Annotated in this window: 20 protein-coding genes; 6 read left to right on the forward strand and 14 right to left on the reverse strand. The window is 67.1% G+C overall.

Annotated elements, in window-relative coordinates:
• The first annotated feature begins 42 nt into the window (after positions 1–42).
• Positions 43–1,260 (forward strand): methionine adenosyltransferase, encoded by a 1,218-nt coding sequence (metK, locus tag ACWPMX_RS13955; protein WP_455700597.1) that lies wholly within the window; start codon positions 43–45, stop codon positions 1,258–1,260.
• On the opposite strand, the gene ACWPMX_RS13960 is transcribed toward metK, so the two are convergent.
• From ACWPMX_RS13960 to ACWPMX_RS13985, 6 genes are all read right to left on the reverse strand, one after another.
• The gene (locus ACWPMX_RS13960) at positions 1,257–2,492 is read right to left on the reverse strand and encodes a spinster family MFS transporter (RefSeq protein ID WP_455700598.1); all 1,236 of its coding nucleotides are present in this window, start codon (positions 2,490–2,492) and stop codon (positions 1,257–1,259) included. The genes metK and ACWPMX_RS13960 overlap by 4 nt on opposite strands.
• 91 nt (positions 2,493–2,583) lie before the next feature.
• Positions 2,584–3,261, reverse strand: coding sequence for a glutathione S-transferase family protein (locus tag ACWPMX_RS13965; RefSeq protein WP_455700599.1), 678 nt, complete (start codon positions 3,259–3,261; stop codon positions 2,584–2,586).
• The gene (locus ACWPMX_RS13970) at positions 3,249–4,226 is read right to left on the reverse strand and encodes an NAD-dependent epimerase/dehydratase family protein (RefSeq protein ID WP_455700600.1); all 978 of its coding nucleotides are present in this window, start codon (positions 4,224–4,226) and stop codon (positions 3,249–3,251) included. Before ACWPMX_RS13970 ends, ACWPMX_RS13965 begins: the two co-directional genes overlap by 13 nt.
• A gap of 11 nt (positions 4,227–4,237) precedes the next feature.
• A complete protein-coding gene (locus ACWPMX_RS13975; protein WP_455700601.1) occupies positions 4,238–4,873 on the reverse strand; it encodes a CoA transferase subunit B in 636 nt (211 codons plus the stop codon).
• Between the two features lie 41 nt (positions 4,874–4,914).
• Positions 4,915–5,793, reverse strand: a complete 879-nt coding sequence (locus ACWPMX_RS13980) for a hypothetical protein (protein ID WP_455700602.1) — start codon at positions 5,791–5,793, stop codon at positions 4,915–4,917.
• The gene (locus tag ACWPMX_RS13985; RefSeq protein ID WP_455700603.1) at positions 5,790–6,497 is read right to left on the reverse strand and encodes a CoA transferase subunit A; all 708 of its coding nucleotides are present in this window, start codon (positions 6,495–6,497) and stop codon (positions 5,790–5,792) included. The genes ACWPMX_RS13980 and ACWPMX_RS13985 overlap by 4 nt, the downstream gene beginning before the upstream one ends.
• Positions 6,498–6,816: 319 nt before the next feature.
• On the opposite strand from ACWPMX_RS13985, the gene ACWPMX_RS13990 reads away from it, so the two are divergent.
• Positions 6,817–9,162, forward strand: a complete 2,346-nt coding sequence (locus tag ACWPMX_RS13990; protein ID WP_455700604.1) for a CDC48 family AAA ATPase — start codon at positions 6,817–6,819, stop codon at positions 9,160–9,162.
• A gap of 7 nt (positions 9,163–9,169) precedes the next feature.
• On the opposite strand, the gene ACWPMX_RS13995 is transcribed toward ACWPMX_RS13990, so the two are convergent.
• The 3 genes from ACWPMX_RS13995 to polA are packed head-to-tail and all read right to left on the reverse strand — an operon-like array spanning position 9,170 to position 14,451.
• Positions 9,170–10,219 (reverse strand): mechanosensitive ion channel family protein, encoded by a 1,050-nt coding sequence (locus ACWPMX_RS13995; RefSeq protein WP_455700605.1) that lies wholly within the window; start codon positions 10,217–10,219, stop codon positions 9,170–9,172.
• Positions 10,220–10,262: 43 nt separating this feature from the next.
• Positions 10,263–11,567 (reverse strand): sensor histidine kinase, encoded by a 1,305-nt coding sequence (locus tag ACWPMX_RS14000; RefSeq protein ID WP_455700606.1) that lies wholly within the window; start codon positions 11,565–11,567, stop codon positions 10,263–10,265.
• Positions 11,568–11,607: 40 nt separating this feature from the next.
• Complete coding sequence (gene polA, locus ACWPMX_RS14005) at positions 11,608–14,451, reverse strand: DNA polymerase I (protein ID WP_455700607.1); 2,844 nt, start codon at positions 14,449–14,451, stop codon at positions 11,608–11,610.
• A 202-nt stretch (positions 14,452–14,653) separates the two neighbouring features.
• Between polA and ACWPMX_RS14010 the strand changes: the two genes are divergently transcribed.
• On the forward strand, positions 14,654–14,905 hold the full coding sequence (locus tag ACWPMX_RS14010; RefSeq protein WP_455700608.1) for a hypothetical protein: 252 nt from the start codon (positions 14,654–14,656) through the stop codon (positions 14,903–14,905).
• A 147-nt stretch (positions 14,906–15,052) separates the two neighbouring features.
• Here the strand turns inward: ACWPMX_RS14010 and ACWPMX_RS14015 are convergent, their stop codons facing one another.
• The 4 genes from ACWPMX_RS14015 to ACWPMX_RS14030 form a co-directional block, all read right to left on the reverse strand.
• The gene (locus tag ACWPMX_RS14015) at positions 15,053–16,072 is read right to left on the reverse strand and encodes a serine hydrolase (RefSeq protein WP_455700609.1); all 1,020 of its coding nucleotides are present in this window, start codon (positions 16,070–16,072) and stop codon (positions 15,053–15,055) included.
• Positions 16,073–16,295: 223 nt separating this feature from the next.
• Positions 16,296–17,939: a chaperonin GroEL gene (groL, locus tag ACWPMX_RS14020; protein WP_455700610.1), complete on the reverse strand. Its 1,644-nt coding sequence runs from the start codon at positions 17,937–17,939 to the stop codon at positions 16,296–16,298.
• Between the two features lie 53 nt (positions 17,940–17,992).
• Positions 17,993–18,280 carry a co-chaperone GroES gene (locus tag ACWPMX_RS14025; protein ID WP_455700611.1) on the reverse strand — a complete coding sequence of 96 codons (288 nt, stop codon included), beginning with the start codon at positions 18,278–18,280 and terminating at the stop codon, positions 17,993–17,995.
• A gap of 155 nt (positions 18,281–18,435) precedes the next feature.
• Positions 18,436–19,827 (reverse strand): MATE family efflux transporter, encoded by a 1,392-nt coding sequence (locus ACWPMX_RS14030; protein WP_455700612.1) that lies wholly within the window; start codon positions 19,825–19,827, stop codon positions 18,436–18,438.
• Positions 19,828–19,935: 108 nt separating this feature from the next.
• Here ACWPMX_RS14030 and ACWPMX_RS14035 point away from each other — a divergent pair, with 108 nt between their 5' ends.
• The 3 genes from ACWPMX_RS14035 (at position 19,936) to ACWPMX_RS14045 (ending at position 22,736) form a co-directional block, all read left to right on the forward strand.
• A complete protein-coding gene (locus ACWPMX_RS14035; RefSeq protein ID WP_455700613.1) occupies positions 19,936–20,469 on the forward strand; it encodes an acyloxyacyl hydrolase in 534 nt (177 codons plus the stop codon).
• Positions 20,470–20,532: 63 nt separating this feature from the next.
• Positions 20,533–20,979, forward strand: a complete 447-nt coding sequence (locus ACWPMX_RS14040) for a c-type cytochrome (RefSeq protein WP_455700614.1) — start codon at positions 20,533–20,535, stop codon at positions 20,977–20,979.
• Positions 20,979–22,736 carry a monovalent cation:proton antiporter-2 (CPA2) family protein gene (locus ACWPMX_RS14045; protein WP_455700615.1) on the forward strand — a complete coding sequence of 586 codons (1,758 nt, stop codon included), beginning with the start codon at positions 20,979–20,981 and terminating at the stop codon, positions 22,734–22,736. The genes ACWPMX_RS14040 and ACWPMX_RS14045 overlap by 1 nt, the downstream gene beginning before the upstream one ends.
• A gap of 19 nt (positions 22,737–22,755) precedes the next feature.
• Here the strand turns inward: ACWPMX_RS14045 and ACWPMX_RS14050 are convergent, their stop codons facing one another.
• Entirely contained in the window at positions 22,756–22,905 is a 150-nt protein-coding gene (locus ACWPMX_RS14050) for a hypothetical protein (protein ID WP_455700616.1), read from the reverse strand.
• Positions 22,906–23,027 lie beyond the last annotated feature (122 nt).

Consider the following 23,027-nt stretch of genomic DNA (forward strand, 5'->3'; position numbering starts at 1 on the left):
AACGAGACATAAAGCTTTCCTTATATCGGGATTCCCAAGACCATGCGTTCCGACTTCCTGTTCACGTCCGAATCCGTTTCCGAAGGGCACCCCGACAAGGTGTCCGACCAGATTTCGGACGCGATCGTGGACCTGTTCCTGTCGAAGGACCCGCACGCACGGGTGGCCTGCGAAACGCTGACCACCACGCAGACGGTGATCCTCGCCGGTGAGATTCGCGGCGAGGGGATCATGGATACCGAGGGCAACTGGGCACCGGGCGTCGAGCAGGAGATCGAGGATACCGTCCGCGCGGTCGTGCGCGATATCGGTTACGCTCAGACTGGCTTCCACTGGCAGACCCTCGACTTCTCGAACAACCTGCATCCGCAGTCTGCGCACATCGCGCAGGGCGTGGACGCGGGCGAGAGCAAGGACGAGGGCGCGGGCGACCAGGGCATCATGTTCGGCTTCGCCTGCGACGAGACGCCCGACCTGATGCCGGCGACGCTCGATTACAGCCACAAGATCCTCCAGCGCATGGCCGCCGACCGCAAGAGCGGAGCGGCGCCGTTCCTCGAGCCCGACGCGAAGAGCCAGGTCACTCTGCGCTTCGCGGGCGGCAAGCCGGCGGCGGCGACCGCGATCGTCGTCTCGACCCAGCACGCAAAGGGCTATGACGAGGGCGCAAAGGAAGCCGAGCTGCACAACTACGTCCGCAGTGTCGTGGCCGACGTGCTGCCGCGCGAACTGCTGACCAACGAGACCGTCTACCACATCAACCCGACCGGCTCGTTCGAGATCGGCGGGCCCGACGGCGACGCAGGCCTGACGGGCCGCAAGATCATCGTCGACACATACGGTGGCGCTGCCCCGCACGGGGGCGGCGCATTCAGCGGCAAGGACCCGACCAAGGTCGACCGCTCGGCCGCCTACGTCACCCGCTATCTCGCCAAGAACGTCGTCGCTGCGGGTCTCGCCCGCCGCTGCACGATCCAGATCGCCTACGCCATCGGGGTGTCGCAGCCGCTGTCGCTCTACGTCGACACCCACGGCACCGGCAGCGTCGCCGACGAGAAGCTGGAAGCGGCGATCACCAGGGTCGCGGCCGACAAGCTCGGCGGGCTGACCCCGCGCGGCATCCGTGAAGGGCTCGGCCTCAACAAGCCGATCTATCGCAAGACGGCGGCCTACGGCCACTTCGGCCGCAAGGCGACGGGCGACGACTTCCCGTGGGAGAAGACCGACCTTGGCGACGCGCTGAAGGCGGCGATCGCCTAGACCCTGCCCTTACGCACGTCGGCCATGTCGTGCGCGATCGTGCGCACGGCGAGGAAATAGTGCGCCGCCGCCCACAGGTAGATCGCGCTGCACGCCGCCATCGATAGCGCAAGCGCGAGGCCGGGTTCGTAGCCTGCCGCAGACAAGCCGTCACTGCCCAGCCCGATCAGCAGCGGACCGGCTCCACCGGCGATCCCGCCGAGCACATTCGTCAGGGCGTTCGCAGTGGCGCGCATCCGGTGATGCATCAGGTTCGCGACCGTCCCGGTGGTCATCCCGAGATAGTTGAACTGCAGCAGGGTCGAAACCACCACGAGCGCGACCAGCGTCCACAGGTCGCCGCGCGTGATCGCAAACGCGTAGAGCGGGAACGACAGCAGCAGGCTTACCGCCGGTAGCCACGCGTAGATGCGCGGAAAGCGGCCCGCGAGCCGGTCGGCCAGGATCCCGCCGCCGCCGATCGCGATCGCGGCGGGGATGCCCGCCATCAGCGCAGTGGTCAGCCCTGCCTCTCCCGTCGACAGCCCAAACCGGCGGCTGAGCAGCGCGGGGACGAATGCCAGCAGGCCGAAGCCGAGCACCGCTGCGAGCGCCGATCCGGCCACCAGGTGGCGCGAGCTGGGAATGTCCCACAGCCTCCGTACAACCGCCCAGGTCGAGGGCACGTTGCCGTCGTCTGCGTGCGCATCGTGAACCCCGCGCCCCGGCTCTTCGAGCAGGAACCACGCCAGGATCGCAAGCAGCAGTCCCGGCACGCCGGTGACGATGAAGGCCCAGCGCCAGCCCCACACCTGCGCGACGTAACCGCCACCGGCGAGGCCGATGAACGCGCCGAGCGGCGGGGCGAGCAGCAGGATCGACATCGCGCTCGCGCGGCGTTGGGGCGGATAATAGTCGGCGACGAGCGACTGGTTCGCGGGCAGCCCGACCGCCTCGCCCACCCCCACCGCGATGCGTGCGGCAAGGAGCTGGCCCCAGGTCGTCACCAGCCCGCTGGCGGTTGCGGCGAGCGACCACAGGAACGTGCCCACCGCGGTAAAGGTCAGGCGGCGGCGGCTCTCGGCGAGCCGCGCGATGAACACCCCGATGGAGATGTTGAGTGCAGCGTAGGCAAATCCGAGCAGGCCGATCTGCGCGTCGCTGAGGTCGAACTCCGCCTTGAGCGGCTCGACCAGTGCATTGACCACGATCCGGTCGACGAAGCCGATCGTGCCGATGACCGTGAGCAGCACGAGCGCCCGTCTTGGCGAATGGCTGCGGAACCGCTTCAAGGGCAGGCGCCGCCGGGCAGGCGGCAGTCGGCGATGGGCAAGGCGGCTCCTCTCAGGCGCGATAGTCTGCGACGATTCGCCCTGCTGCGGCAAGCTCTTCCTCGTGGCTCGCCTCGCGCCATGTCTCCGCCAGCGCCGCCGCCTCCCATTCCAGCATCGCGGGGTGGGCGAGCACATGGTCGACCCACGCTTGACCGCCGCCCACATCGAGCCCGTAGGTTCGCACCCGGAAGGCGACCGGGGCGTAGAACGCATCGATCGCCGTAAACGCTGTCCCGCCCAGCCACGGACCACCGAAGCGGTCCAGCGCGGTTTCGAACAGTTCGCGGATGCGGGCGACATCGCGTTCGAGCGCCGGACGCATCGTGTTGGGTGTCACCCGGACGCCGACGTTCATCGTGCAGTCGTTGCGCAGCGCCGAGAAGCCGCCGTGCATCTCGGCCACCGCGCTCTGGGCGAAGGCGCGTGCTTCCTCATCTGCGGGCCAGATGCCCGCGTGCCGCTCGGCCAGATAGAGCGCGATACCCAGCGAATCCCACACGGATCGCGGGCCGTCGCGGAGAACCGGCACCTGCCCGGTCGGCGAGAAGGCGCGAAACTCATCGTAGTTCGACGGCTTCGTGAAGGGCTCGATCCGATCGGCGAACGGAATGCCGAGCGCCTTCATCAGCAACCACGGCCGCAACGACCAGCTCGAATAGTTGCGGTTGGCGGTGATCAGTTCGTACATCGATCGGGCTCACGGGCGACGGTTGGCGAAACGTAGGACGGATCGTGCGCAAACGGCAACGGCGCGCCTTGCGCCAGTGCTGCGAGGACTGCCGCGAAGTCGGTCTTTGCGCGCCATCCGAGGCGCCGCTCGGCTCGTCCGGGATCGTACACGCGCTCGATCGTTTGCGGCAGGATCCAGCCGTGCCGGGCAAACAGCGCCGGGGCCTGCGGGTAATACCGCGCGACCACGGACGCCGCGTCGCGGGCCAGTTCGGCTGCATCGGATCGCGCGAACGGCGGCGGGGCCGAGACGATGAAAGTGTCGCAGCCGATCTCCGGAGCCCGTTCCAGTGCCGCCAGGTGCGCCTCCGCCGCATCCTCGACGGTCAACCGGCGATGAAGCAGCTCGATGGCCTTCAGGTTGGGTCCGCTCGGCACGGCGTGGGTGTCGTCGTCTTCGGGGAAGAAGCGGCTCGTGCGCAGGATCAGGACCGCCAAGCCGCTGTCGCGGTGGGCGAGGCGGCAGAGCTGTTCGGCGGCGAGCTTGGTCACCCCGTAGATGTTGCGCGGGGCGAGCGGGCCGAAGTCCTCGTCCATCCACCACGCGCCAGCGTTATCCGCGCCGGCGCGGACGTCGGCCCGCACCATTAGCGAGGTGGTGGAGGTGAACACGAACCGGTCGTGCCCCGCCGCGATCGCCGCCTCGAGCAGGTTGAGCGTCCCGTTGACGTTGACGTCGACGAACGCCTGCCGCGGATGCCGCACGATATCGGGCTTGTGCAGGGCCCCGCCGTGCACGATCGCCTCGATGCCATGCGCCGCGACCGTCCGGTCGACGAGATCGCGGTCTGCCACAGTGCCCACGACATGCGTGCAATCCGACGGGACGACATCGAGCCCGACGACGTCATGTCCCGCCGCGGTCAATCGCGGGGCGAGGTGCCGCCCCAGCCAGCCCGACGATCCGGTCAGCAGGACGCGCATCGGCGGTTCGCCTAGGCCGTGTAGTGCGCCGTAGTCTTGGCCGCGACTTCGTCGGCTGTGACTCCGGGAGCCGTCTCGAGCAGCCGGAAGGGACTGTCATGGTCGGGCCGCTGGAACACCGCGAGATCGGTCACGATCATGTCGACCACGTTCCTGCCCGTGAGCGGCAGGGTGCATTCGGGGATGAACTTGGGGCTGCCGTCTTTGGCGGTGTGCTCCATCACGACGATGATCTTCTTGACCCCGGCGACAAGGTCCATGGCTCCGCCCATGCCCTTGATCATCTTGCCCGGGATCATCCAGTTGGCGATGTCGCCGCCTTGCGAAATCTCCATCGCGCCGAGCACGGTCAGGTCGATATGGCCGCCGCGGATCATGGCAAAGCTCGCCGCGCTGTCGAAATAGGCGCTGTGGGCGAGTTCGCTGATCGTCTGCTTGCCGGCATTGATCAGGTCGGGGTCGACCTCGTCGTCGTACGGGAAGGGGCCGATCCCAAGCATCCCGTTCTCGCTCTGCAGCGTCACCTGCATGCCTTCGGGGATGTGGTTCGCCACCAGCGTCGGGATGCCGATGCCGAGATTGACGTAATAGCCGTCCTTCAGCTCGCGGGCGGCGCGGGCGGCCATGTCGTCGCGGGTCCAGGGCATGAGTGGAAAGTCTCCGTTGATGGGGCGGCGCTGCGGGCGCGCTAGTTGAGAGGCGAGGGCACGAGGAACCAGCCCTTGCCGATCAGGGTGTCGAGCGAAAGCGCCAGCGCCGGATCGCGCAGGTACTTGAACAGTTCGTCGAAATCGGCGCGTTCGTCACCCGCCAGGGCGACCACGCAATAGGCCTTGGCGAAATCGTCGCGTCGGGTCTGCTTGCGCTCTTCGGGAAAGCGAAGGAGCACGAGTTCGTCGCGACCCGCCGGGTCGAGGCCCGAGGATCGGAGGACGCGGCGCAGGTCGCCCGCACGGTCGGCGGTCCGGGCCGAGACCCAGCCGATCGTAACGCCGTCGGTGCGCAGAGCGGCGAGGCGGCCTGCGAAGTCGGCGTCCGCCACCGGCACCTGCGCGGCATCGAAGGTCGATCCGGCCGGGTCGACATCGATCAGCACCGCCGGCGGATGGATCGAACACGTGCGCGTCTTGGCCTGCATCGACCCGGGGTCCACGAGCAAGGCGGATTGCCGCTCGGACCCGATCGCGGGAATGGCGGCCTGCCTGGCGGCGAAATCGGTGAATGCAGCGTAACTGCCGGTTCCCGTCGGCGAGCGGACGGGCGAGGGCAACGGCGCCGCGGCGTAGGCGCCGGGAGTGTCGATCAAGTCTTCGAAGCTGCCCCTGACCACCGCGACCGCGGTCGGCGAACCCGGCGGCGATGTCGTTGAAGCGGGAGCGGGGATGGCCTGTGCCTGGTCGGCCGGAATCGCCACCCGCGGGCTCGGTGTCGCTGACTCGGACGGCTCGTCCATGCGGGTCTTCACCACGCCGCCCGCGGCCAGCACCGGAAGGGCCGCGGCTGCGATGCAGCCGGACAGCAGCGGAGCCGCCGTCGACAGGGCAAGGATGGCCCGCGCCGACTTCACGCCGGTTCGCGCTCGCGCACCGTGCGGAATTCGATCTTCTTGTCGTAGGGCGCGCCGACGATCATCCGCTGGACGTAGACGCCTGGCAGGTGGATGCAGTCGGGATCGAGGCTGCCGACGGGCACGATCTCTTCGACTTCGACCACGCAGACCTTGCCGCAGGTCGCGGCAGGCAGGTTGAAGTTGCGCGCGGTCTTGCGGAACACGAGGTTGCCGGTTTCGTCGGCCTTCCACGCCTTGACCACCGCGAGATCCGCGAAGATGCCGCGTTCCAGGACATATTCCTCGCCGTCGAAGACCTTTACCTCCTTGCCCTCGGCCACCTGCGTGCCGACCCCGGTCTTGGTATAGAAGCCCGGGATGCCCGCACCGCCAGCACGCATGCGTTCGGCGAGGGTGCCCTGCGGGCAGAATTCGACCTCGAGTTCGCCGGAGAGATACTGACGCTCGAATTCCTTGTTCTCGCCGACATAGGACGAGATCATCTTCGTCACCTGCTTGGTGCGCAGGAGCTTGCCGATACCCTCGTTGTCGATCCCCGCGTTGTTGCTCGCGAAGGTGAGGCCCTTCACCCCGCTGTCGCGGATCGCGTCGAGCAGCCGGTCGGGTATTCCGCACAGGCCGAAGCCTCCGCTCGCGATCAGCATGTCATCGCGCAGGACACCGTCAAGGGCCGCAGCGGCGGAAGGATAGAGCTTGTTCATCGTGAGGCGGTCTAGCGTGGCACTCAAACCGTGTCACGAGGCCAACTCGGTGAGTTATCGGTGGGCGAAGTTGCATAAAGCGCAACTGAGAATGTTCTTTTCGCACTTGCACAAAGCGCTGCACCGCAACATAAATGCCCCTGCCTTTCAGGCATCCTCTCCCAAGACTTTCCAAGGCCCGGCGGTTCATTCCTCCGGGCCTTCTTTTCGTCCGCCGCCCGCGTTCCGGCACCGAATCGCTCCCCGTTCATTGGCAAATGGCGGTCCACTTCCTAGCTGTTGTGGGCACTCCAGCGAATGACGAGAGGAAGGGCCCTTCATGGCCGACGCGGACGCCGACACGGCAACCACCGACAATACGATCCGCCTGCAAGTGGCGGCAGCCCGGCAGGAGGAAAGCGGCCAGGGCATCGCTCGCATGCCGCGCGCGGCGTTCCAGGCGCTCGGCGTGACCGAGGGCGATGTGATCGAAATCACCGGCAAGCGGACGACGGTGGCCATCGCCGTCCCCGCTTATGACGAGGACCAGTCGCTTGAGGTCGTGCGGCTCGACGGCCTCCAGCGCAGCAATGCCGCGATCGGCTCGGGCGAGCATGTGACGATCCGCGCCGCCGAATCGCGGCCCGCCACCCGCGTGGTGTTCGCGCCCGCCCAACGCGAGATGCGTCTTCAGGGTCCGACCCAGGCGCTCCAGCGCAATTTCTTTCGCAAGCCTCTGGTCGCTGGCGACGTCGTGGCGACGACCGGCCAGCAACCGGTCCAGAACATGCCGCCGCAGGTCAGCCGGATGTTCAACCAACCGGCCTATGCGCTTACCCAGATTCGCCTCACGGTCGTGTCGACGACGCCGAAGGGCATCGTCCACATCGACGAGAACACCGAGGTCGAGCTGCGGTCCGAGTTCGAGGAGCCGCGCGACGGCCGCGCGGTCGTGAACTACGACGATGTCGGCGGGATCGGCGATACCATCCAGCAATTGCGCGAGATGGTCGAGCTGCCGCTTCGCTATCCCGAGCTGTTCACCCGACTCGGGGTCGATCCGCCGAAGGGGGTGCTGCTCCACGGCCCGCCGGGCACCGGCAAGACGCGCCTTGCCCAGGCCGTCGCCAACGAGAGCGACGCGCACTTCATCACCATCAACGGGCCCGAGATCATGGGCTCGGGCTATGGCGAGAGTGAAAAGCGCCTGCGTGAGGTGTTCGAGGAGGCCGCGAAGAACTCGCCCGCGATCATCTTCATCGACGAGATCGATTCGATCGCGCCGAAGCGCAGCCAGGTGTCGGGCGAAGCCGAGAAGCGCATCGTCGCCCAGCTCCTGACGCTGATGGACGGGCTGGAGGCGCGCTCCAACATCGTCGTCATCGCGGCCACCAATCGGCCCGATGCGATCGACGAGGCGCTGCGCCGCCCTGGCCGCTTCGACCGCGAGATCGTGATCGGCGTGCCCGACGAGAAGGGCCGCCGCGAAATCCTGTCGATCCATACCCGCGGGATGCCGCTGGGCGACAAGGTGGATCTCGACGAACTGGCGCGCACGACGCACGGGTTCGTCGGTGCCGACCTCGCCGCGCTCGCCCGCGAAGCGGCGATCGAGGCGGTGCGCCGAATCATGCCCAAGCTCGACCTCGACGCGCGCGAGATCCCGGCGGAGGTGCTGGAGGAGCTCTACGTGGGCCGCGAGGACTTCGTCGAAGCACTGAAGCGCGTCCAACCGAGCGCCATGCGCGAAGTGATGGTGCAGGTCCCCAACGTCGGCTGGTCCGACATCGGCGGCGTGACCGACGCGATCGACAAGCTCAAGGAAGGGGTCGAGCTACCGCTGAAGAACCCAGATGCCTTCCGCCGACTGGGCATCCGGCCGGCCAAGGGCTTCCTGCTTTACGGGCCTCCGGGGACGGGCAAGACTTTGCTTGCCAAAGCCGTTGCCAAGGAAGCGGAAGCCAACTTCATTTCGATGAAGAGTTCGGACCTCCTGTCGAAGTGGTACGGCGAAAGCGAGCAGCAGATCGCGCGGCTGTTCCAGCGGGCGCGGTCGGTGGCGCCGTGCGTGATCTTCATCGACGAGATCGACAGCCTCGTACCCGCGCGCGGGTCGGGGCAGGGCGAACCGCAGGTGACGGGCCGGGTCGTGAACACGATCCTCGCCGAGATGGATGGGCTGGAAGAGCTGCAGTCGGTCGTCGTCATCGGCGCGACCAACCGGCCGACGCTGGTCGATCCGGCGCTGCTCCGGCCGGGCCGGTTCGACGAACTCGTCTATGTCGGGACACCCGACAAGGCCGGCCGCGAGCGAATTCTCGGCATCCACACCCGCAACATGCCGCTCGCCAAGGACGTCGACCTTGGCAAGGTGGCGGCCGATACCGAGCGGTTCACGGGGGCGGACCTCGAGGACGTGGTGCGCCGTGCAGGCCTGACGGCGCTGCGCCGTCTGGGGGGTGACGTGTCCGAAGTGACCGCGGCCGACTTCGCCGAGGCGCTCGACGATTCGCGCGCCACCGTCACTCCGGCCATGGAAGAGGAATACAAGAAGATGCGCGGCGAGCTGAAGAAGCGCGTCGTCGAGGCGGCGACCGGTATCGGCTTCGTATCCGAAGGTATGCTTACGCCGACGCGGGAGCACAAGCACGCCCCCGCAGCGGTCGACCGGCGGGACGACCAGTAACGGCTGGCTAGGCCGGGTCCCCGCCGTGCAGCAGTGCGGCGGGTTGCTCGGTCCGCAGCCAGTCGAGCATGTGTTCGCGCACCGCAAAGCGCAGGTCGCCGAGGTCGGCGATCGTCGCCGCGCTCATCGCGAGGCGCAGTTCGATCGATCCCGCCCGCGCCTCGGTCACGACCGCGCGGGCCATGCGCTTGTCCCAGGTGGCCTGGGTGGCGAGGAAACGTTCGAACTCGGCGCGGACCGGCGCGACGTCGGTCGCCGGGTCGAGCTGGAGCAGGACCGCGCCCGACAGCATCTCGCTCGCGCGCGACCAGTTCTCGAACGTGTTGTCGAGGAACCGGCTCGTCGGCACGATCGCGATGCGTTCGTCCCACAGGCGCAGGACGACGAAGCTCATGCGGATTTCCTCGACCCGGCCGGTCTGGCCGTCGATTACCACGAGGTCGCCGATGCGGATCGGCTCGGTGATCGCCATCTGCAGACCCGCGATCAGCGACTTGAGCGCGGGCTGGGCCGCGGCGCCGACGAACAGCGCGGCGATACCCGCCGATGCCATCAGGGTCACGCCGACCTGCCGGACCACCGGGATCGCGAGCAGCATCATCCCGACCGTCACCACGATCACCACGAAGACCGCCGTGCGCGAGAGGATCGCAATGCGCGTCCGGCGGCTGCGCGCGGCGGCAAGGTCCGCCGTCGCGTCGGCGCGCAGCTCCAGCGCGGCGGCAAAGGCGCGGACGAGCGCGTAGGCCATCCATCCGACCAGCGCCGGGACCGCGAACGGAGCGATTGCGCTCCAGACGATCGCCACCCACGGATCGCCCTGCGCGGCCCCGGCGAGCGCCAGCGCGCCCAGCGCCCATCGCGAGGGATTGCGCAGCCTGTCGAGCACCATCTCGTCAACGGTGGTCTCGGTCCGCCGGACGATGGGTGCCAGGATCATGAAGAACAGGCGGTGCAACAGGGCCGCTACGAGAAGGGCGCCGCCGACATAGATCGCGGCGTGCATCGCCGCCGCCCAGTCGATCGAATAGCGGGAAGGGTCGAGTTCGCGGAACATGGCTGCGTGCCCTAGTGGAGCGCAGGCCGCCAAGGCAAGCTGCCTAGTCGGTCGCGGGTAGGCGGATGGCGACGCGCACACCCTCGCGCGTGAACTTGCGTTCGATCGAGCCGCGCAGCTGCTTGGACGCCCCCGTCATCAGCATGCTGCCGAAGCCGTGCCGCTCGGGCTCGATTCCCTCGGCCGGACAGTCCTCGATCCAGTCAATCGCCAGCTCTGCGTCGGCGCGCCGCCATGTCACCTTGAGTTCGCCGCCCGATGACCAGCAGCCGTATTTCACGGCATTGGTGGTCAGTTCGTGGAGAACGAGGCCGAGCGGGGTCACCTGCTTGGCGGGCAACAATACCTCCGGCCCTTCCAGCACCACCGTGCGATCCGCGGTGAGATAGGGCCGGAACGTCGTGTCCAGCAGCGCCTTCAACGAGGCGACCGGGGTGTCGAGCGTCCCCTGGGTCACCTCGTGCGCGGTCAGCAGGGCATGGATGCGTTCGGCGATGCGGTCGGTGACGGGCTTGGCCTCCGGGCTGTCCTTGGCGCTCATGCGGACGATCGCGAGGATCACCGCGAACAGGTTCTTGACCCGATGGTTGAGCTCGCGCGCGAGCAGGTCGGCACGGTCGCGCGCTTCGCCAAGCGCCGCCGCCTGCGCGGCCTCCGTCTCAGCCTTCGCCGCGCGCACCGACAGGCGAAGCCCGAGCCACAACGCGATCAGGATGAGCCCTAGCAGGCCGAACAGAAGCGGAAGAACCCGTCCCTCGGCGCGGGCGGCGTCGGTCGATGCCTCGAGCAGAACGCCGCGCTCGATGTCCTCCATCTCGCGGACCGAATGGCGCAGGCGTTCCATGGCCTCCTGCCCTTCATCGGTGAGCACGAGCCGGCGGGCGGAGATGATGTCGCCTTGCCCGATCAGGCGGAGCGACTGGTCGATCTCCGCGAACTTCGTGTCGGCAAGGTTCTCGATCTCGTCGACCAGTTCGCGCTGGCGAGCGGTAAGATCGTCACCCAGCAATTCACGCAAACGGTCCATTGCCGGACGGTAGGTCTCGCGCCCGAGATGGTACGATTGCAGGTATCGCCGGTCGAGCGTGATGAGATAGCCCCGCTGGCCGGTCTCGGCATTGAGCGCGGAGCGGCTGACGTTGCGGAGTTCCAGCAGGATCGCGTTGGTCCGCTGGACTTGCGCGCGTTCGACGCGCTCGGCCTCGACGGTCTGGAAGATCAGGAAGATCGCGGTCAGGAGCGCCGCTGCCACCACGCCGAAGGTCGCCAGCGTGCTCCAGCTTCCGCGTGAGCGCGGCAGGCCGAAGCGCGCGGGGGTCTTGCCCGTCGAGGTGCTGGTCGCGTCCACGGGGGCGGGAACTAGGGCCGGATCGCGCCAGCGACAAGGACTAGTGCGCGGCGCCCCAGCTTACCCCGTGCCCGATCTCGATCCCCAGCGGCACGTCGAGCGCAACTGCGGGCAGCGCGGCCTCGGCCATGATCCGCTCGATCACCGGCGATGCGGCGGCCACGTCGCCTTCCGGCAGTTCGAACACAAGTTCGTCGTGTACCTGCAGCAGCATCCGCACGTGACCGAGGCCCGCGTCTTCCAGCGCTGGTGTCATGCGCGCCATCGCGCGCTTGATGATGTCCGCGCTGGTGCCCTGGATCGGCGCGTTGATCGCCGCGCGCTCGCTGCCCTGCCGCTCCGCCTGGTTGCCCGAGCGGATGCGCGGGAACCACGTCTTGCGGCCGAACAGGGTCTGCGAATAGCCTTTCTCGCGCACGCTCTCGAGCGTCGAGTGGATGTAGTTCCGGATGCCGGGGAAGCGATCGAAGTAGGTGTCGATGATCGCCTGCGCCTCGTCCGCCTCGATCCCGAGCCGCCCGCCGAGGCCCCAGCGGCTGATACCGTAGAGGATCGCGAAGTTGACCGTCTTGGCGCGGGCGCGGGTGTCGCGGTTGACCTCGCCGAACATCTCCAGCGCGGTGCGCGCGTGGATGTCCTCGCCCGCGGCGAAGGCCTCCTTCAGCTGCGGCACGTCGGCCATGTGCGCGGCGAGGCGCAGTTCGATCTGCGAATAGTCGGCCGCGAGGAGGACGTTGCCCGGCTCGGCCACGAACGCTTCGCGGATCTGGCGGCCGATCTCGGTGCGGATCGGGATGTTCTGCAGGTTGGGGTCGGTCGAGGACAGCCGCCCGGTCTGCGCACCGACGAGGCTATAGCTGGTGTGCACGCGCCCGGTATCGGGGTTGATCGCCGCCTGCAAAGCGTCGGTATAGGTGCTCTTGAGCTTGGCGAGCTGGCGCCATTCGAGAACTTTCGTGGCGACCTCGGCCCCCTGTGCGGCCAGCCCTTCGAGGATCGCCTGGTCGGTCGAATACTGGCCGCTTTTGCCCTTGCGACCGCCCTTGTAACCCATCTTGTCGAACAGCACGTCGCCAAGCTGCTTGGGGCTGCCGATGGTGAATTTCATCCCCGCATCGGCGTGGATCTCGTCTTCGATGCGGGCGATCTCGGTGGCGAATTCTTCGCTCAGCCGGGCGAGGCGCGCACGGTCGACCTTGATGCCGTGGCGCTCCATCGATGCGACCACCGGAATCAGGGGCCGGTCGACCCGCTCGTAGACCTGCGTGCCGCCTTCCTCGGCAAGGCGCGGCCGCAGCGTCTTCCACAGGCGCCAGGTCACATCGGCATCCTCGGCGGCGTACTCGGTCGCCCTGTCGAGCGGCACCTCCCCGAACGGGATCGCTTTCTTGCCGGTCCCGCAGATGTCCTTGAACGCCAGCGTGGTGTGGCCGAGGTGGCGTTCGCTCAGCTCGTCCATCCCGTGCCCGCCGCCGATCCCGTCGAGGCTGCGCCCGGCGTCGAGCGCGAAGCTAACGATCATCGTATCGTCGATCGGCGCGACCTGGATCTTCGCGCAGCGGGACAGGATGTTGAGGTCGTACTTGATGTTCTGCCCGACCTTGAGGACCGCATCGCTCTCGAGCAGCGGGCGCAGCGCGTCGTAGGCGGCCTGCCGGTCCACCTGCTGCGGCTTCTCGGCGAACATGTCCGACCCGCCGTGACCGAGCGGAATGTAGCACGCGTCGTTGGGGCCGAGCGCGAGGCTGATCCCGGCGAGTTCGGCGCGCATGGCGTCGAGACTGCTGGTCTCGGTATCGACCGCGACCACCCGGGCGGCAAAGGCGCGTGCGATCCAGTGGTCGAGCCGCTCCATGGTCGTCACGCACTCGTAGGCGCTGCGATCGACCGGCGGCATGTCGGGCAGGGGCTGGCGATTGCCCGACGCGCTGGCGGGCGCGCCCGCGGTCTGCGGCTTGGCCGGGTTGAGCTGGGTCGGCCGGTCGGGGCTGCCTTTGCCCCCATCGAGCCGCTTGAGCAGGCTCGTGAAGCCGTGCTCGGCAAGGAACGCCGCGAGCGGTTCGGGCGGGACGCCTTCCAACTTCATGTCGTCGATCGGAACCGGCAGATCGCAGTCTTCCTTGAGCTGGACGAGTACGCGCGACAGCTCGGCCATCTCGCGGCCCTCGATCAGTCGGTCCTTGAGCTTCGACGGTTTCATGTCCAGCGCCGCGTCGAGCGCGGCAGTCAGGTTGCCGTATTCCTGGATCAGCTTGGTCGCGGTCTTCGGCCCGACGCCATAGATGCCGGGCACGTTGTCGACACTGTCGCCCATCAGCGCGAGCACGTCGCCGACGAGTTCTGGCAGCACGCCGAACTTCTCGACGACCTCGGGAATGTCGATCCGCTGGTTCTTCATCGTGTCGAGCATGTCGATGCAGCCGCCGCCTTCAGCGCACTTGCCGACGAGCTGCATCAGGTCCTTGTCGGACGAGACGATCGTCACATCCCAGCCCTTGCGCGTCGCCTCGCGCGCGTAGCTGGCGATGAGGTCGTCCGCTTCGAGGTTCGGCACCTCGATGCACGGCAGGCTGAAGGCCCGGGTCGCATCGCGAATCAGCGGGAATTGCGGGACGAGATCTTCCGGCGGGTCGGGCCGATGCGCCTTGTACTGATCGTAGATCTCGTTGCGAAAGCTTGTCGCCCCGGCGTCGAGGATGACCGCAAGGTGCGTCGGCCCGTCCGCCTTGTGGAGGTCGTCGGCCAGCTTCCACAACATCGTGGTGTAGCCATAGACCGCGCCGACCGGCGTTCCCGCGGGGTTCGTGAGCGGCGGCAGGCGGTGGTAGGCGCGAAAGATATAGGCCGATCCATCGACCAGGTAGAGGTGCTGCTTGTCTGCCATCGTCGCCCTGCTAGCAGCCGCGCACGGCTTGGTCAGCCGGATTCGGCGCACGCCAAAAATGGCGGAAATCCGGCGACTTCAAGGCGATTTGCGGCCGAATTGCGGCGAAAATGTGCAAATTCGCTTGCGATGCCACAAAGTCGCCATTATTTAGGCGGGGCACGGCGGATACCGCCGGGCTCGTTCAAAGGAACAACTTGTTATGCGTAAGATCATTCTCGCCGCCGCCGCTGCCGGCGCCGCCCTCACCCTCGCCGCCTGCTCGGAAAAGACCGAAGACGCCGCTGCCGAGACCGCTGATTCGGCGATGGCCGACACCGAAGCCAACGCTGAAGCCGCTGGCGAAGCCGTCGAAGCCACCGCGACCGAAGCCGCTGCCGCGACGACCGAAGCTGCTGCCGCTGCCGAAGCCGAAGTGCAGGACGAGTCGACCGCCGAAGCCAAGGCCGACTGAGCCTTCGCTACAAGCGAAAAACGTAGAAGGGCGGTGCCGCAAGGCGCCGCCCTTTTCGTTTGCCCGCCGCTGGCGCGCGACGAGTGATCGAAGGCGCACGTTCACGCTGCGCGAACCGCGCGGATGGGAGCGGAACTGCGAAGAAATTCAGTAGGTCGCGGTGGCGTAGGCGCGGCCGGCAACCTGCGGCTGGGTCTGGTAGCCATCGTAGAGCGCGCGGGCGATGCTGGCGATCTTGGCATCGCGCGCAGGCTTGGATCCCTGCCCGGTGACGTAGATCGCCACGGCGATCGCACGGCCGTCGGGCGTGTGGATGATACCGATGTCGCTCGCGGTGTTGCTCAGCGTGCCGGTCTTGTGGGCAACGCGGGCGCCGTCGGGCAACATGCCGGGAATGCGGCGTGTGCCGGTACGGCAGCGCTCCATCGCACCGAGGATGACGCGGCGGCTCGAATCTTTGAGGAACTTGCCCTGGTAGAGGCCCGACAGGAGCTGGACCATCGCCTGCGGCGTGGCGCTGTCGCGCACGTCGATGCGCTTGGCCGGATCGACCTCGCCATCGTCGCGGACGAGGGTGGCGATGTCGCGGGTGATGTTGAAATCGGAAATGCCGTTGCGGCTGGCCCAGCTATTGACCGCCGCCGGACCGCCGACGACCGCGAGCAGGGCATCGGTCGCCGGATTGCTCGAGCGGGTGATCATGATCTCGATCAGATCGACGGCTTTCATGTACTGGCCGGGCTTGACCGGGGCCTTGCTGCCCGAGAACCGCGCCGAGGCGACCGGCACCATCAGCGGGAACTCGCTCGACAGCGTCCAGCGGCCCTTCTCGACGCCTTCCATGAAAGTCGCGGCGATGGCGATCTTGCTGGTCGAGGCCATCGGAAAGCGCTGGTCGCCGAGGACCGACACTTCGCGGCCCGACGCGAGGTCGACCGCGTAAACGCCGATGCGCCCCGCCGACCCGTCGGCGATCCGCGCCACGGTCTGGGCGAGCGGGAAATCCTGAACGGTCTGGAAGCTCTGCGGCTTGCGCGCCTCGGTGCCGAGCATGGCATCGAAGAGATTGTTGAATTCGCTGGTTTCAGCCGCCTGCGCGGTGCCCGAAAGGCTCGCCAGACCAAGAGCGATTGCGGCGCCGAGCCGTCCTATGCGTCCCAATACCATGACCCCCTCAATAATCCCGTCATGCTTTGTATTGAATTAACGGGATCGAGAAATTTTGCGCAAGCCTCGCGCGACGAATGGTGAGGGTCCTGCGGTACGGCGCGGGAACTTCATCGTTGTCGGAACACCAAATGCGACCGATCAAGCGCTTCATTCGCATGCAGAAAGGGCCGGAGGATCGCTCCCCCGGCCCTTCTGTCTGCTTGGTCGGATGGACTCGGGCTTAGAAGCCCATGTCGCCCATGCCGCCCATGCCGCCGCCGCCCATCGGCATCGCCGGCTTGTCCTCGGGCCGCTCGCTGATCGCCGCTTCGGTGGTGATCAGGAGGCCGGCGACCGAGGCCGCGTTCTGCAGCGCGGTGCGCACGACCTTGGTCGGGTCGATGACGCCGGCCGTCACGAGGTTCTCGTACGTGTCGGTCGCGGCGTTGAAGCCGAACGAGGTATCGGTCTGGTCGAGCAGCTTGCCCGAAACCACCGCGCCGTCATGGCCGGCGTTCGAGGCGATCTGGCGGACCAGCGCGGTCAGCGACTTACGGACGATATCGACGCCGCGGGTCTGGTCTTCGTTGGCTCCGGCCAGGCCCTCGAGCGCGCTCGAAGCGTAGAGCAGCGCGGTACCGCCGCCCGGGACGATGCCTTCCTCGACCGCGGCGCGGGTCGCGTGGAGTGCGTCGTCGACGCGGTCCTTGCGCTCCTTCACCTCGACTTCCGAGGCACCGCCGACCTTGATCACGGCCACACCGCCGGCGAGCTTGGCGAGACGCTCCTGGAGCTTTTCGCGGTCGTAGTCGCTGGTGGTGGCGTCGATCTGGGTGCGGATTTCGCCCACGCGTGCCTTGATGTCGTCGTGCGAGCCGGCGCCATCGACGATCGTGGTGTTGTCCTTGTCGATCGAGACGCGCTTGGCTTCCCCGAGCATGCCCACGGTGACGTTCTCGAGCTTGATGCCGAGGTCTTCGGAAATCATCTCGCCCTTGGTCAGGATCGCGATGTCCTGCAGCATCGCCTTGCGACGATCGCCGAAGCCGGGCGCCTTGACCGCCGCGACCTTGAGGCCGCCGCGCAGCTTGTTGACGACGAGCGTGGCGAGCGCCTCGCCCTCGATGTCCTCGGCGATGATGAGGAGCGGACGGCCCGACTGCACCACGGCCTCGAGGATCGGCAGCATCGCCTGGAGCGACGACAGCTTCTTCTCGTGGATCAGGATGTAGGGGTTATCCAGCTCGACGGTCATCTTGTCGGGGTTGGTGATGAAGTACGGCGACAGGTAGCCGCGGTCGAACTGCATACCCTCGACGACGTCGAGCTCGAATTCGAGACCCTTGGCTTCCTCGACGGTGATCACGCCTTCCTTGCCGACCTTTTCCATCGCCTCGGCGATCTTCTCGCCGACTTCCTTGTCGCCGTTGGCCGAAATGATGCCGACCTGGGCGATTTCGTGCGAGCCGGAGACTGCCTTCGAACGGCCCTTGAGGTTTTCGACGACCTTCTCGACCGCAAGATCGATGCCGCGCTTGAGGTCCATCGGGTTCATGCCGGCGGCGACCGACTTCATGCCTTCGGTCACGATCGCCTGCGCGAGCACGGTGGCGGTGGTGGTGCCGTCACCGGCGTTGTCGTTGGTCTTCGAGGCCACTTCGCGCAGCATCTGCGCGCCCATGTTCTCGAACTTGTCCTTGAGCTCGATCTCCTTGGCGACGGTCACGCCGTCCTTGGTGATGCGCGGGGCACCGAAGCTCTTGTCGATCACGACGTTGCGGCCCTTGGGGCCGAGAGTGACCTTCACCGCGTTGGCGAGGGTATCGACACCGGTCAGGATGCGCTCGCGCGCGTCGCGCGAGAAGCGGACGTCCTTGGCTGCCATTTTCGTTTCTCCTGGAATTTGTCTGGGTTGTGAAAAGCGTCAGGATGCGGCGATCAGCCGACGATCCCCATGATGTCGCTTTCCTTCATGATGAGGAGGTCCTCACCGTCGATCTTGACCTCGGTGCCGCTCCACTTGCCGAACAGCACGCGGTCGCCGGCCTTGACGTCGCACGGGGTGACCACGCCCTGGTCGTTGCGGGCGCCCGAACCGACTGCGACGACTTCGCCTTCGCTCGGCTTTTCCTGCGCGCTATCGGGGATGATGATGCCGCCGGCGGTCTTCGTGTCGGCCTCGATGCGGCGGACGAGAACGCGGTCGTGCAACGGACGGAATGCCATGATGCTTTGCCTCTCTCTGGTATTTCACGGGTTCGATTGGCACTCACGCATGGAGAGTGCCAGCGCAGGCGCATTTAATGCGCGCGAGATGGAGGTCAAGCGGGTGCGTGCAAGAATCTCGTCGGGTGGGGTGCGCTCGCGGTGGGCCGAGCGGATTAATTTGCGCGGACGAGCCCCAGTCGCTCGCGCCGCGCCCAGCGCCACGTCAGCAGCACCGCCGAGAAGACGAGACCGATCGCGAGGCCGATCCACACCCCGATCCCTGCCAGCGGCGTGAAGAAGCCGAGCCAGATCGCCACGCCGAAGCCGGGCATCCAGTAGCTGAAGATGGCGATCAGCATCGGCATCCGCGTATCCTGCAGGCCGCGCAGAGCGCCGGCGGCGACCGCCTGTATGCCGTCGAACAGCTGGAACGCCGCCGCCACCGCCATGAACTGGATCGCGAAGGCCGCCATCGCCGCGTTCGCCTTCGCGGCGGGGTCGATATAGATGCGCAGCAGCAGGTCAGGGACGAGCAGCATCGCCGCCGCGGTCGTCGTCATGAAGAGGGCCGCGATCGCTATCCCGACCCAGCCCGCGCGGCCGATCGCGCCGTGGTCCTGCGCGCCGAAGTGGTAGCCGACGCGGATCGTGGCCGCCTGCCCGATGCCGAACGGGATCTGGAACGCGAGCGCCGCGAGCTGGAGTGCGACCGTGTGGCCTGCCAGTTCGGCCTCACCGATCCGGCCCATCAGGATCGCCGCGCCGCTGAACAGCCCGGCCTCGGCGATGATGATGACCATCACCGGTGAGCCCAGCCGGACGAGATCGCGCAACCGGCTCCATTCCGGGCGCCACCAGTTGCCGAAGATGCGGTAGCGTCGCAGCCGCCGGTCGGTGAGGATCGCGACGACATAGCTCGCCAACTGCACCAGCGCAGTCAGCACGCTTGCGAGCGCGGATCCTTCGAGGCCAAGCGCAGGTGCGCCGAGGTTGCCGAACACGAATGCGTAATTGAACAGCAGGCTCGCGAAGAGCGCGACGAAGGTGATCGCGGTCGCGAAGATCGGCCGCCCCAACGCGCTGACGAAGTTGCGCAGCACGCTCGCCGCGACCATCGGAATCATGGCCCACATGATCACGCGCAGGAAATCGCCTGCTCGCTCCGAAAGGACTTCCCCCTGCCCGGTGGCGCGCATGATCGCCTCGCCCTGCCAGCAGATCGCCATGCCGACGATGCCGCTCGCCATCGCCAGCCACAGCGCCATGCGGACGGATCGGCGAACCTCTCGCACCGCGTGACGGCGGCGGCCGAGCTCCTCTGCGATCAGCGCGGCGACGATCCCCGTCAGTCCCGACAGCGCCCACATCAGCAGCCCGAACAGCGCAATCCCAAGCGCCGAGGCGGCGAGTTCGCGCTCGCCCAGACGGGCAACGAAGATTACGTCGACTGCGTGGACCAGCATCTGCAGCAGGTTCGCCGCCGCCAGCGGCCAGGCGAGCGCCAGCGTCGCGGCGATCTCGCGCCGCCAAGCCGTTCCGGTTTCGGGGCCTTGCGTGTGTGGCATAAAGCCGGCCCGGATAGGCTCGGAGGCGATGGGGGGAAAGAACGCTGGTCCGATCCCCCGCGATTTGCTTTCAGCTTGCGGCAAGCTTGCCACAGCCAATTGCGGCGCATGATCCGATTCTTCGCCTTGACCGCCGTTGCGCTCGCTGCCGCCAGCGCCGTTCCCGCCACTGCCGGCGAGCTTTACGGCGGGGTATACAAGCACGCCATCGATACGCCTTTCACGCTCAACACCAACGAGGAGGGCGTCGATCTGCAGCTCGGCTATCGGGCGGACCCGGTGCTGCCGCTCCTGAAGATCGAGCCCTACGTGTTCGGATCGGTCAATTCGGCCGAGGGAGGCACCGACTTCGCGGGCGTTGGCGTGAGCCGCAAGTTCGGTCTCGGCCCGGTTTACGTTCGTCCGGGAGTCGGGCTCGTCGTGCACAATGCGCCCGGCACGCGGGTCGATCCGGCAACGGGCGTGCGCACCGACCTCGGCAGCCGCGTGCTGTTCGAGCCCGAGATCGCGGTCGGCATGAATGTCGCCCCCCGCGTCAGCGTCGAGGCGAGCTGGGTGCATATCTCCAATGCGCGGCTGTTCAACTCGCAACAGAACCCTGGCATCGACATGATCGGGGTGCGGGCGAATTTGCGGCTTTGACGCCTCGCGCTGCGGGGCTATCGCAAACCCCGACGGCGCGCCGCGCCAAAGGGGACCGTTTCGATGCGCCGCAGCCTTGCCTTCCTTCCGTTGCTCCTGATCGCAGGATGCGGGCAGGCCGATGAAAGTACGGCCCCGGATAATAGTGTATCGCCCGCGCCTTCGGCTGTGCCGACGGTGCCGGCGTTGCCTTCCGTCCCGGTCCCCACGACTGCCGCCGCCAAGCCGCCCGCGGCGTTTGCCCAGTGCCAGGTCTGTCACAAAATCGAACCCGGCAAGCAGAGCATCGGCCCCTCGCTCGCCGGGATCTACGGCACCAAGGCGGGCGACGTGGCCGGATACGCTTTCAGCCCGGCGATGAAGGCATCGGGCCTGACGTGGGACGACGCCACGCTCGACAGGTTCCTCACCCAGCCGATGTCCGCAGTGCCGGGGACCAAGATGGTCTATCCCGGCGTCAAGGATCCCGCCAAGCGGGCCGAGGTGATCGCCTTCCTGAAGACGCTCTGATGGAGCACGAAGCCGCCTCGCACTTCCTGCGCGACAGCGTGATCATGCTCGGCTTCGCGCTGGCCGCGGTGCTGCTGTTCCGACGGCTCGGGCTGGGTGCCACGCTCGGTTACCTCGTCGCGGGCGCGATCATCGGGCCGCAGGTACTGGGCCTGACCGGAGAGGCCGAAGGCAAGATCGCCATCGCCGAACTCGGCATCGTGCTGCTGCTGTTCGTCGTCGGTCTCGAACTCGCGCCGCAGCGCCTGTGGCGGATGAAGAAGGAGATCTTCGGTCTCGGCCTCGCGCAGGTGGCCCTTTGCGGCATCGCGCTGACGGCGGCGATCGGGTTTGCGACCGGCTTCAGCTGGGCGGCGGCGCTAGCGCTTGGCTTGCCGTTGGCGCTGTCTTCGACCGCGCAGGTGCTGCCGATGCTCCAATCGGCCGGGCGCCTGCGGACCCCGTTCGGCGAGCGCGCGTTCTCGGTCCTCCTGTTCCAGGACCTTTCGATCATCCCGATGATCACTCTGATAGCGGCGCTGAGCCGCAATCCGGCGGACGAGACAGGTCCGCCCGGCTGGCAGCTCGCCCTGATCACGATTGCGGCGATCGCCGGGCTGTTGTTGGCCGGTCGCTTCCTGATCCGTCCGCTGTTCCGCCTGATTGGCCGCTTCGGCGAGCGCGAGATGTTCATTGTCGCCGCGCTGTTCACCGTCGCCGCGAGCGCCGCGACGATGGAACTGCTCGGCCTCTCGACCGCGCTCGGCGCCTTCATCGCGGGCGTGATGCTCGCCGATACGCCTTATCGCCACGAGCTCGAGACCGACGTCGAGCCATTCCGCTCGATCCTGCTCGGTCTGTTCTTCCTCGCGGTCGGCATGATGCTCGACCTTGGTGCGATCGCCGAGCGTCCCGTCTTCGTCCTCGCGATGGCAACCGGACTGATCGCGATCAAGACGGCGATGATCTTCGGGCTCGGGATGCTGATGCGAATGGGCTGGCGCGCGTCGCTCGGCCTCGGGCTGCTGCTGAGCCAGGGCGGCGAATTCGGCTTCGTGCTGTTCGCGCAGGCACAGTCGGGCCTGCTTATCAGTGCCGAGGCGGCGAGTCTGTTCGGCGCGGTGGTGACGCTGTCGATGGCCTCGACCCCGTTCCTGATGATGCTGTCGGCACCGCTGCGCCGCACCCCGAATTCCAAGGAAGGCCGCGAGGGGCCACGCTCCGACGGAGCAGCCGCGCTCGTGGTCGGCTACGGCCGGTTCGGGCAGACCGTCGCGCAGATGATGATCACGAACGACATCGAAGTGACCTTGATCGACACCGACACCGAGATGATTGACGTCGCCGGGGAGTTCGGCAGCAAGGTCTACTTCGGCGATGGCACGCGGATCGACCTGCTGCGTCAAGCGGGCGCGGCGGAAGCTGCGGTGATCTGTTTCTGCATGGACGGCAACCAGGTCGAGCGCGAACTGCTCGTCGCGGTGCAGGAGGCGTTTCCGCAGGCGCGCGTGTTCCTGCGCGCGTTCGATCGCACCACGCTGATCGATCTCAAGGACGCTCCGTTCGAATTTTCGGTCCGCGAAGTGATGGAATCGGCGGTCAAGATGGGCCGCGCCGCGCTCGAGGCGCTGGGCGATTCCGAACAGGACATCGACGCAGCCGAGGACCACTACCGCAAGACCGACCGGGAACGCCTCGATGTCCAGCGCGAAGCGGGCGATTACCGCGCGGCGCGCGACATGGTCATCCGCCAGTCGGAGCGCCCGGCGCGCAATTGATGCCCGAGGTGCCGCATGCCTACGGTGCGGGAGTGAGGTAGAGCGACACGCCGCCGACGATGCCGGCCAGCAACATGACAAATCCGAAGATCGTGGCAGGTCCCCGCGCATAACGCATGACGGCCAACCCGCCGATTACCAGTATCGATGCCACAATGATTTTCGCCAACGGAACCTCCAAGACCGCTTTGGCGCCCCGATTTCGATTCTCGTCATTGAGTAGCCCGTCGCAACGCGGGGTGAACCGTTATGGCAGCCCCTATCAAATTCTCGGTCGGGACGCTTGGAAAA

The organism is Tsuneonella sp. HG094 (assembly GCF_053819285.1).

What these genes read in the sequence shown, in the direction of transcription:
- ACWPMX_RS13990 (WP_455700604.1), top strand. Translation starts at nt 6,817, where the DNA reads ATGGCCGACGCGGACGCCGACACGGCAACCACCGACAATACGATCCGC.
- ACWPMX_RS14035 (WP_455700613.1), top strand. Translation starts at nt 19,936, where the DNA reads ATGATCCGATTCTTCGCCTTGACCGCCGTTGCGCTCGCTGCCGCCAGC.
- ACWPMX_RS13975 (WP_455700601.1), bottom strand. Translation starts at nt 4,873, where the DNA reads ATGCCCTGGACCCGCGACGACATGGCCGCCCGCGCCGCCCGCGAGCTG.
- ACWPMX_RS14030 (WP_455700612.1), bottom strand. Translation starts at nt 19,827, where the DNA reads ATGCCACACACGCAAGGCCCCGAAACCGGAACGGCTTGGCGGCGCGAG.
- ACWPMX_RS13985 (WP_455700603.1), bottom strand. Translation starts at nt 6,497, where the DNA reads ATGAACAAGCTCTATCCTTCCGCCGCTGCGGCCCTTGACGGTGTCCTG.
- ACWPMX_RS13970 (WP_455700600.1), bottom strand. Translation starts at nt 4,226, where the DNA reads ATGCGCGTCCTGCTGACCGGATCGTCGGGCTGGCTGGGGCGGCACCTC.
- ACWPMX_RS14045 (WP_455700615.1), top strand. Translation starts at nt 20,979, where the DNA reads ATGGAGCACGAAGCCGCCTCGCACTTCCTGCGCGACAGCGTGATCATG.
- ACWPMX_RS13995 (WP_455700605.1), bottom strand. Translation starts at nt 10,219, where the DNA reads ATGTTCCGCGAACTCGACCCTTCCCGCTATTCGATCGACTGGGCGGCG.
- ACWPMX_RS14010 (WP_455700608.1), top strand. Translation starts at nt 14,654, where the DNA reads ATGCGTAAGATCATTCTCGCCGCCGCCGCTGCCGGCGCCGCCCTCACC.
- ACWPMX_RS13965 (WP_455700599.1), bottom strand. Translation starts at nt 3,261, where the DNA reads ATGTACGAACTGATCACCGCCAACCGCAACTATTCGAGCTGGTCGTTG.
- ACWPMX_RS14040 (WP_455700614.1), top strand. Translation starts at nt 20,533, where the DNA reads ATGCGCCGCAGCCTTGCCTTCCTTCCGTTGCTCCTGATCGCAGGATGC.
- groL (WP_455700610.1), bottom strand. Translation starts at nt 17,939, where the DNA reads ATGGCAGCCAAGGACGTCCGCTTCTCGCGCGACGCGCGCGAGCGCATC.
- metK (WP_455700597.1), top strand. Translation starts at nt 43, where the DNA reads ATGCGTTCCGACTTCCTGTTCACGTCCGAATCCGTTTCCGAAGGGCAC.
- ACWPMX_RS14025 (WP_455700611.1), bottom strand. Translation starts at nt 18,280, where the DNA reads ATGGCATTCCGTCCGTTGCACGACCGCGTTCTCGTCCGCCGCATCGAG.
- ACWPMX_RS14015 (WP_455700609.1), bottom strand. Translation starts at nt 16,072, where the DNA reads ATGGTATTGGGACGCATAGGACGGCTCGGCGCCGCAATCGCTCTTGGT.
- polA (WP_455700607.1), bottom strand. Translation starts at nt 14,451, where the DNA reads ATGGCAGACAAGCAGCACCTCTACCTGGTCGATGGATCGGCCTATATC.